At 73.6% G+C, this 8,624-nt stretch carries 8 protein-coding genes; 4 read left to right on the top strand and 4 right to left on the bottom strand.

Annotation, left to right across the window (positions count from 1 at the left end):
* Positions 1-239: 239 nt before the first annotated feature.
* The 3 genes from ACZ619_RS31495 to ACZ619_RS31485 are packed head-to-tail and all read left to right on the top strand — an operon-like array spanning position 240 to position 4,163.
* Positions 240-1,325, top strand: a complete 1,086-nt coding sequence (locus ACZ619_RS31495; RefSeq protein WP_469606097.1) for a homoserine dehydrogenase — start codon at positions 240-242, stop codon at positions 1,323-1,325.
* Complete coding sequence (locus ACZ619_RS31490) at positions 1,318-2,763, top strand: aldehyde dehydrogenase family protein (protein WP_469606094.1); 1,446 nt, start codon at positions 1,318-1,320, stop codon at positions 2,761-2,763. Before ACZ619_RS31495 ends, ACZ619_RS31490 begins: the two co-directional genes overlap by 8 nt.
* Positions 2,760-4,163, top strand: coding sequence for an aspartate ammonia-lyase (locus ACZ619_RS31485; protein ID WP_469606091.1), 1,404 nt, complete (start codon positions 2,760-2,762; stop codon positions 4,161-4,163). The genes ACZ619_RS31490 and ACZ619_RS31485 overlap by 4 nt, the downstream gene beginning before the upstream one ends.
* Here the strand turns inward: ACZ619_RS31485 and ACZ619_RS31480 are convergent.
* From ACZ619_RS31480 to ACZ619_RS31465, 4 genes are all read right to left on the bottom strand, one after another.
* On the bottom strand, positions 4,147-4,584 hold the full coding sequence (locus tag ACZ619_RS31480; protein WP_469606089.1) for an Lrp/AsnC family transcriptional regulator: 438 nt from the start codon (positions 4,582-4,584) through the stop codon (positions 4,147-4,149). The genes ACZ619_RS31485 and ACZ619_RS31480 overlap by 17 nt on opposite strands.
* Positions 4,585-4,681: 97 nt before the next feature.
* The gene (locus ACZ619_RS31475) at positions 4,682-5,479 is read right to left on the bottom strand and encodes a cyclase family protein (RefSeq protein ID WP_469606086.1); all 798 of its coding nucleotides are present in this window, start codon (positions 5,477-5,479) and stop codon (positions 4,682-4,684) included.
* Positions 5,476-6,945: an amino acid permease gene (locus ACZ619_RS31470; RefSeq protein WP_469606084.1), complete on the bottom strand. Its 1,470-nt coding sequence runs from the start codon at positions 6,943-6,945 to the stop codon at positions 5,476-5,478. The genes ACZ619_RS31475 and ACZ619_RS31470 overlap by 4 nt, the downstream gene beginning before the upstream one ends.
* A gap of 192 nt (positions 6,946-7,137) precedes the next feature.
* Positions 7,138-7,599, bottom strand: coding sequence for a hypothetical protein (locus tag ACZ619_RS31465; protein WP_469606081.1), 462 nt, complete (start codon positions 7,597-7,599; stop codon positions 7,138-7,140).
* Positions 7,600-7,869: 270 nt separating this feature from the next.
* Between ACZ619_RS31465 and ACZ619_RS31460 the strand changes: the two genes are divergently transcribed.
* Positions 7,870-8,622, top strand: coding sequence for an IclR family transcriptional regulator (locus ACZ619_RS31460; protein WP_469606079.1), 753 nt, complete (start codon positions 7,870-7,872; stop codon positions 8,620-8,622).
* Positions 8,623-8,624 lie beyond the last annotated feature (2 nt).

Raw genomic sequence — 8,624 nt, 5'->3', positions numbered from 1 at the left:
CCCAGGTCATCCGTTCGACAGGGGGACACAGTCATGCCGGGCCCGGAGGCCAGCGGCCCCATTGCGGAGCCGCGAAGAACATAACGGGGGCGGGGTGGGTGCAGGGCGGGTGGTGCGGGGGCTGTGCGGATCGGCGGTGGGATTGGGCGTTTCGGCATGGCTGTGCTGACGCGGACGCGCGTGAGGCTGTGCGTGGCCGGGCCGCCAGGTGGGCGGCGCCGCTGGAGAAGGAGGACCGGATGACCCGATACGACCTCGCGCTCATCGGATTCGGCGGCGTGAACCGTGCGCTCGCGGAGCTGATCGCCGATCGCCAGGACGCGCTGGAGGCCGAACTCGGCTTCACGCTGCGGGTGGTGGCCATCACCGACCTGCGGGCCGGTTCCCTGGTCCGCACGGACGGGGACGGCATCGACCTGGCGCCGCTGCTCGCCGTCGCCCCCGGGGAACTGGACTTCTCCCCGCTGGCCGGCGGCGACCCGGAGCCCCGCAACGAGTGGGTGATCCGCGAGGTGCCCGCCGACATCGTGGCCGAGGCGACCTTCACCAACCCCGCCGACGGCGAACCCGCGCTGTCGCACGTGCGGTGGGCGATCGAGGCCGGCAAGCACGTGTGCACCACCAACAAGGGACCGGTCGCCCTGCACTGCCGGGCCCTGCGCGACCTGGCCCGGCGGCACGGCGTGTGCTTCGAGTTCGAGGGCACGGTGATGTCCGGCACCCCCGTGCTGCGCACCGCCCGCCGGATGTTCGGCGGACTGGCCGTGACCGGCTTCGAGGGCGTCCTGAACGGCACCTCCAACTACGTCCTGGGCCGCCTGGAGTCGGGCCTGTCCTTCGCGGACGCCGTCGCCGAGGCCCAGTCCCTCGGGTACGCGGAGGCCGATCCGACCGCCGACATCGAGGGCCACGACGTCCAGCTGAAGGTCATGATCCTCGCGAACGAGGTGCTGGGCGCCGACCTGACCCGCGCGGACGTGCCCTGCACCGGCATCTCCGCGCTCACCGCCGAGGACGTCCGGCGGGCCGCGGCCGAGGGGCTGCGCTGGAAGCTGGTCGGCTCCGCCGTCCGGCGTCCCGACGGCACCGTCGAGGCGCGGGTCGCCCCGGTCGCGCTGCCCGGAGGCCACCCCCTCGCCGGGGTCACCGGCCCCGTCAACACCGTCGCCTTCCACACCGACCTGCTGAGCACCGTCACCGTCGGCGGCCCCGGCGCCGGACGCACCGAGACGGCGTACGCCCTGCTGTCGGACGTCATCGGCATCCACGAGCAGAGCGGCACCACCGTCGGCGCCATGCCCCTCCAGGAGGCCCACCGTGGCTGACACCGCCCTGAGCACCGCCCTGAGCACCGAACTCCCCTCCCCCGCACAGGTCGGCGACGGCATGGCGCCCGTGCGCAACCCCTACACCGGCGAGATCATCGGCTCCGTCTGCCTGACCCCGGCCGGCGCGGTGGACGACGTGCTGCGGCGGGCCCGTACCGGCCGGGCCACGGCCCGCCGGCTCTCCCGGGCCGCCCGCGCGGCGGTGCTGGACGGCGCGGCCCGGCTGATCGAGGAGCGGGCCGAGTCGTTCGCCCGGCTGATCACCGCCGAGGCGGGCAAGACGCTGGTCCAGGCCCGCAAGGAGACCGGACGCGCCGTCAACACCCTGCGGCTGTCCGCCGCCGAGGCCCGCCGCAACGCGGGCGAGGTGGTGCCGTTCGACGCGTACGAGGGGTCGGAGGGCCGGACCGGCTGGTTCACCCGCGAGCCGCTGGGCGTCATCGCGGCCGTCACGCCGTACAACGACCCGCTGAACCTGGTCGCGCACAAGCTCGGTCCGGCGATCGCGGGCGGCAACGCGGTCGTCCTCAAACCGTCGCTGCTCACCCCGCTGTCCGCGCTGCGGCTGGTCGACACGCTGGTGGAGGCGGGGCTGCCGGAGGAGGTGGTGACCGTGGTCAACGGCGGCGCCGAGCTGGGCGCGGCCGTGGTGGCGGCGCCGGACGTGCGGATGGTGTCCTTCACCGGCGGCTTCCGCACCGGCGAGGCCATCGCCCGGACGGCGGGCCTGAAGAAACTCGCGATGGACCTCGGCGGCAACGCGCCCGTCCTGGTGCTCGCGGACGCCGACCTCGACGCGGCCGTGGACGCGTGTGTCTCCGGGGCGTTCTGGGCGGCCGGGCAGAACTGCATCGGCACCCAGCGCATCCTCGTCGAGCGCGCGGTGTACGAGGAGTTCCGGGACGCCTTCGTCGAGCGGACCCGGCGGCTGCGGGCCGGGGACCCGGCGGACGTGCGCACCGACGTCGGACCGATGATCAGCGAGGCGGCGGCCGCCGCGGCCCAGGCCACGGTCACGGCCGCGCTCGCCGAGGGCGCCCGGCTGCTGTGCGGGCACGAGCGGGACGGCGGTGTGTACGCGCCGACCGTGCTGGAGAACGTGCCGGGCACGTCGGCGCTGTGGCGCGAGGAGGCGTTCGCGCCGGTCGTCGTGGTCCAGCCGGTGGACTCCTTCGAGGAGGCCGTCGAGCGGGCCAACGAGATCGACTTCAGCCTGCACGCGGGGGTCTTCACCGGCTCGCTGGACCGGGCGATGGCCGCGGCCGACCTGCTGGAGGCGGGTGGCGTGATGGTCAACGACTCCTCCGACTACCGCTTCGACGCGATGCCGTTCGGCGGCTTCAAGTACGGCAGCATGGGCCGCGAGGGCGTGCGCTTCGCCTACGAGGAGATGACCCAGCCGAAGGTGGTCTGCCTCAACCGGGAAGCGGCGTGAGCGGGCCGGCGGCCGGTTTCCGGATCGAGTCGGACGCGCTGGGCGACGTACCGGTGCCCGCCGGGGCCTACTGGGGCGCGCACACCGCGCGGGCCCTGGAGAACTTCCGGGTCAGCGGGGTCCCGGTCGGCGCCCATCCCCATCTGGTCCGCGCGCTGGCGCGGGTGAAGCACGCGGCGGCGCTCGCCAACGGTGAGATCGGGGTCCTGGAGCCGCACAAGGTGCGGGCCGTCGCGGCGGCCTGCCGGGCCCTCGCGGAGGGGCGTCACCACGACCAGTTCCCGGTGGACGTCGTCCAGGGCGGCGCGGGCACCAGCACCAACATGAACGCCAACGAGGTGATCGCGAACCTCGCGCTGGAGCACCTGGGCCACGGGCGCGGGCGCTACGAGCACCTGGACCCGCTGGACGACGTCAACCGCTGCCAGTCCACGAACGACGCCTACCCCACCGCCCTGCGGATCGCCGTCAGCGCGGCCCTGGCCGAGCTGAGCGCCGAACTCACGCTTCTCTCCGCCGCGTTCGCCGCCAAGGGGGAGGAGTTCGCGACGGTCGTGAAGGTGGGCCGCACCCAGTTGCAGGACGCCGTGCCGATGACGCTGGGCCGGGAGTTCGCCGCGTTCGGCGTCACGCTCGCCGAGGACGTCCGGCGGATCGGCGAGACCCTGCCGCTGCTGGCCGAGACCAGCCTCGGCGCCACCGCGATCGGCACCGGCATCGCCGCCGAACCGGGCTACGCGGAGGCGGCCGTACGGCATCTGCGGGCGCTGACCGGACTCGACCTCACGCCCGCCGCCGACCTGGTGGAGGCGACCTCCGACACCGGGGTGTTCCTGCTGGTGTCGGGGGTGCTGAAGCGTACGGCGGTGAAGCTGTCGAAGGTGTGCAGCGATCTGCGGCTGCTCGCCAGCGGGCCCCGCGCGGGCCTCGCCGAGATCAGCCTGCCCGCCCTCCAGGCCGGTTCGTCGGTGATGCCGGGGAAGGTCAACCCGGTGATCCCGGAGATGGTCAACCAGATCGCGTTCGCGACCGCGGGCGCGGACGTCGCGATCACCATGGCCGCCGACAACGGGCAGTTGCAGCTCAACGCGTTCGAACCGCTCATCGGGCACCTGCTGTTGCAGCACATCGGCTGGCTCACGCACGGCTGCGAGGCGCTGCGCACCCGGTGCGTGGCGGGCATCACCGCCAACCGGGAGCACCTCGCGCGCACCGGCGCCGGCACGGTCGGCGCGGTGACGGCGCTCGCGCCGCGCATCGGCCACGAGGCCGCCGCCGACGTCTCCCGGGAGGCGGCGCGGACCGGGGCGGACGTGGTGGACGTCGTCGTACGGCGGGGGCTGCTGGACCGGGAGGGCGCGCTGCGGCTGCTGGCCGCGGGCCTCACCGGGGCCGGCTGACCACCCGGGACAGCGCCAGCGCCGTCACCGTGTCCCGTACACCGGGCATCTGGGCTATCTGCTCCCAGATGCCCTGTACGCGTTCCAGGGTGGCCGCCTCCACGCTGACCAGCAGGTCGAACTGGCCGCTGAGGACGTCGCAGGAGACCACCTCGGGGATGCGTCTGAGGGCGGCGAGGACGTCGCCGCCGCGCATCCGGTCCTCGCGGTAGACCATCACGTGCGCGGCGACCACGTGGTGGTCCGGCCCGTGGGAGGGACGGACGATCGTGTAGCCGCCGATGTGTCCCTGCCGCTCCAGGCGCTCGACGCGCTGGCGCACGGCGTTGCGGGACAGCCGTACCCGCTGGCCCAGTTCGGCGTGCGAGATCCGGGCGTTGCGGGTGAGTTCGGTGATGATCTGCTCGTCGATGGCGTCCATGGCGCGGTCCGTCTCCTCACGGTTGTCCGGACGGGTCCTTCAACAGCGAAGGCTCTGGCGGCCGGGTCGGCCGCCGGAGCCGGTCGCGGGCGGTGGTTCAGTCGGCCTGGTGCAGGGCGAAGACGCGGGCGGGGAAGCCCGAACCGCCCTGCGGCTTGGGCCAGGTGGCGACGATCAGCGCGCCCGCCTCCGGTACCCGGTCGAGGCCGGCCATCAGCTCGATCTGCCAGCGGTCCCGTTCCAGGACGTAGCGCTCCAGGCCGAAGTCCCCTGCGGAGGTGGCGAGTCCGGGGTCGGTGTCGGTCTGCTCGTGCCCGATCGCGGTGACGCCGGCCTCCTCGAAGAGGTACGTCAGGACCTCGGCGGACCAGCCCGGGTAGTGGCTGACCCCCGCCGCGTCCTTGTTGGCCATGGCGGCCGGGTCGGGCCAGCGGCGGCCCCAGCCGGTGCGCAGCGCGACGAACGACCCTTGCGGGACACGGCCGTTGCGCGCCTCCCAGGCCGCCACGTCGGCCAGGGCCGGTACCGCGTCCGGGTCGGTCTCGACGCGCTCGGTGATGTCGAGGACGACGAGCGGCAGGATCATCTCGTCGACGGGTATCGCGTCCAGGGGCCGGGCGCCGTCGACGAAGTGCACGGGCGGGTCGACGTGGGTGCCCCACTGCCCGACGAGCGTGTACAGGTGCACGTTGAAGCCGTCGCCGCGGGACATGTCGAAGGGCATCTCGCGCTTCTCGTCCGGGAAGGCCGGGAAGTGCGGCTGGCCGGGGTGGAAGGCGTGCGTGAGGTCGGTGCGGACCGTTCTGTCGATCAGCTCCCGGTGCAGGGCCCACAGGGGCGGTTCGGGGGCGGCGGCGGGGGTGGTGGCCGCGGCGGTGTCCGGGTGCGATGTCATGCGTGCCGGTCCTCTGTTTCGACGGTGTTCTCGACCGGCCGGGTGCGGCGGCCGTGGCGGAGCCAGTGGTAGAGGTAGCAGCCCGCGACGAACGGGATGCCGAAGTACAGGGCGGTCGCCTGCGCCGGGTCCAGGGCGATGCCGACCAGCGAGGCGAGGCACAGGACGAAGGCGAGGACGGGGACGACCGGGTAGAGGGGCGTGCGGTAGGGCAGCGTGGCCGGGTCGCCGCCGTCGCGGACGAAGGCCCGGCGGTGGAAGAACTGGGCGGCGACGATGGACATCCAGACGCCGACGGCGGCGAACCCGGCGATCGACACCAGCACCAGGTAGACGGTCTCGGGGGCCGCGACGCTGCTCACCAGGGAGGCGAGGCCGCCGAGCATGCTGAGCGCGAGCGCGGTCAGCGGGATGCCGCGGCGGGTGAGCCGGCGCAGCGCCTCGGGGGCCTGCTTCTCCTCCGCGAGGGAGAACAGCATCCGGGCGCAGGAGTACAGGCCGCTGTTGCCGGCCGACAGCAGCGCCGTGATGATCACGAAGTTCATGGCGTCGGCGGCGTAGGGGATGCCGAGCGAGGAGAAGACGGTGACGAAGGGGCTCTCGTCCAGGCCGACCCTGTCGTACGGGATGGTCGCGGCGATCACCGTGATGGCGCCGACGAAGAAGACCAGCAGGCGTACGACGGTGACGCGCAGCGCCTTGGGCACGGCCTCGGCCGGGTTCTCGGTCTCACCGGCGGCGACGCCGATCAGCTCGGAGCCGGAGAAGGCGTAGAACGCGGCGAGCACGGTGACCAGGACGCCGGAGAAGCCGTTCGGGAAGAGGCCGTCGGGGGTGTCGAAGTTCTGCAGCAGGAAGGGGTGCGAGCCGCCGTCGGCCAGCGGGTGGAAGCCGAACAGGGCGGCGCCGCCGAGGACGATGAGGGTGACCACGGCGACCACCTTGACCAGCGAGAACCAGTACTCGGTCTCGCCGAAGACGCGGGCCGAGAAGGCGTTCACGCCGAAGACGACGGCCGCGAAGACCACGCACCACACCCAGACGCCGACCCCGGGGAACCAGCGCTGCATCAGCAGTCCGCACGCGGTGAACTCGGAGCCGAGGGCGACGGCCCAGGTCAGCCAGTACAGCCAGGCGGTGGCGAAGCCGGTGGCGGGGCCGATCGCGCGGGAGGCGTAGACGTGGAAGGCGCCGGAGACGGGGTAGGTGACGGCGAGTTCGCCGAGGCAGGCCATCACCAGCCAGACGACGAACGCGCCGACCAGGTAGGCGAGGACGGCGCCGAGGGGACCGGCCTGGGAGACGGTGAACCCGGAGCTGAGGAAGAGCCCGGAGCCGATGACCCCGCCCATCGCGATCATGACGAGGTGGCGGGAGCGCATGGTGCGGCGCAGACCGTCGGAGGGCGGCTGGGGAGCGGGTTCGGCGGCGGCCGGAGGGTTCTCCGGTACGGCTGAGACGGACACGGCGGTCTCCTCTGCGGAGCGGGGAGGGGAGGCGGGGGCGGGGCGTGGGGGGCGATCGGCAGGGCATGGCTGAGGGGTTCGGGCCACTTTCGGGGACGAGGGGTGCGCGAGGGGGTGGCCGCGCACGGGTGGGAGCGGTCGTCCGGTGCGGACGACGGGCTCGGGGGCCGTCGGAAGCGGGCGGCGCCGGGGTCAGCCCCGGGTGACGAGGTCCATGGGGGCGGAGAGCTCGATCACCGGGACCTCCCAGGGGTGGACGTCGGTGAGGCGGGCGAGGAGCAGGGCGAGTTCGTCGTCGCCGGCCGTGGCGTCGACGTAGGTGGTCACGGCGAGCGTCGAGGAGAGGAAGCGTCCGCCGACCGAGCCGAGGGTGGGCTGGGCGCCGGTGCGCACGCTGAAGCTCTCCACGCCGAGGGCGACCTCGAAGACGTCGCCGTAGACGCCGAAGTCGCCGAGTTCGGGCGAGGCCTCCAGGACCCGCAGCAGCGGGGCGAAGGACTCGTCGGCGCGCAGTACCTCCAGGTCGCCCGCGGCGCACGCGGCCAGGGTCTGCGCCGGGACGGGCCAGTGCACCTTGATCGCGCGGACCGTGCGGCGCCGTACGGGCCCCCGGTCCGGTGCGGCGGCTTCGGGCGTGATCGTCGTCGTGGCCATGCGTCTTTCCTCGTCCTCGGCGTTCGGCGGCGGCTGGTACGAGGATGGTAGGCGTGCATTAAATGCACGGCAAGATGCAGATGCTGCACATTCCATGATCTCTTGGGAGGGCGCTAGAGTGCGCAGCGGCAGGTCACGGGGATGGTGACCCCGGCGGACGCGGGTGTCGGCACGGCGGAGGAGCGCGTGGACCCGAGCGGGAGCGCAAGCGGGAACTCGAACGCGGGCCCGGGCGCGAACTCAAGCGTGAACTCAAGCGCGAACTCAAGCGTGACGAAGGGCCTGGACGTCCTGTCGGCGCTGGCCGGCGGCACGGCCGGCGGCCGGCGGCACGGCTCGGCCGTGTCCGTCTCGGAGCTGGCCCGGCGGATGGGACGCGACCGCAGCCAGCTCTCCCGCACGCTCACCGCGATGGCCGCGGAGGAGTTCGTCGTCCGCGACGACGCCTCGGGCGGTGTCACCCCGCACTGGCGCCTCTACGCGGCGGCCCGGGACCTCACCGCGCACCGGCTGCGCACCGACGGGCTCACCGCGCTGGAGGGCATGGCCGCCGAGACCGGCGAGAGCTGCTACCTGGGCGTCCTGGTGGGCGACACCACGGTGACCATCGCCGAGCGGGTGCCGCCGGGCAGCCGCCAGCTCGGCTCCTGGATCGGCCGCCCCTACCCGGCCTACTGCAGCGACTGCGGCCAGGCGCTGCTGAGCGACGCCGACGACGACGAGGTCGCCGCGGTCTTCGCCCGCACCGAGTTCGTCCGCCACGGCCCCAACACCCCGACCGGCGTCGACGACTTCCTGCGCAGGCTGGAACTGACCCGGCAGCGCGGCTACTCCGTCGTGGACGAGGAGGCCGAGCCCGGCCTCTACTCCGTCGCCGTACCGGTGCGCGACTTCACGGGCGAGGTCGTCGCGGCCGTCCAGGTCGTCGGCCCCCGCCGCCGCCTGGAACCCCGCACCCTGATCTGCGCGACCGCCGCCCTGCGCTGGGGCCGTCACCTGGAGACAGCGCTGCGCGGGGCCTAGCG

The sequence above is a fragment of the Streptomyces sp. NPDC104367 genome (assembly GCF_055583825.1).
The sequence above is the reverse complement of the archived record's forward strand: the minus strand, read 5'-3'. Positions and strand labels throughout refer to the sequence as shown.

Bases quoted from the DNA above. Each gene is read 5' to 3' on its own strand.
- ACZ619_RS31480 (WP_469606089.1), bottom strand. From the start codon at position 4,584: ATGGACGCCATCGACGAGCAGATCATCACCGAACTCACCCGCAACGCC.
- ACZ619_RS31475 (WP_469606086.1), bottom strand. From the start codon at position 5,479: ATGACATCGCACCCGGACACCGCCGCGGCCACCACCCCCGCCGCCGCC.
- ACZ619_RS31495 (WP_469606097.1), top strand. From the start codon at position 240: ATGACCCGATACGACCTCGCGCTCATCGGATTCGGCGGCGTGAACCGT.
- ACZ619_RS31465 (WP_469606081.1), bottom strand. From the start codon at position 7,599: ATGGCCACGACGACGATCACGCCCGAAGCCGCCGCACCGGACCGGGGG.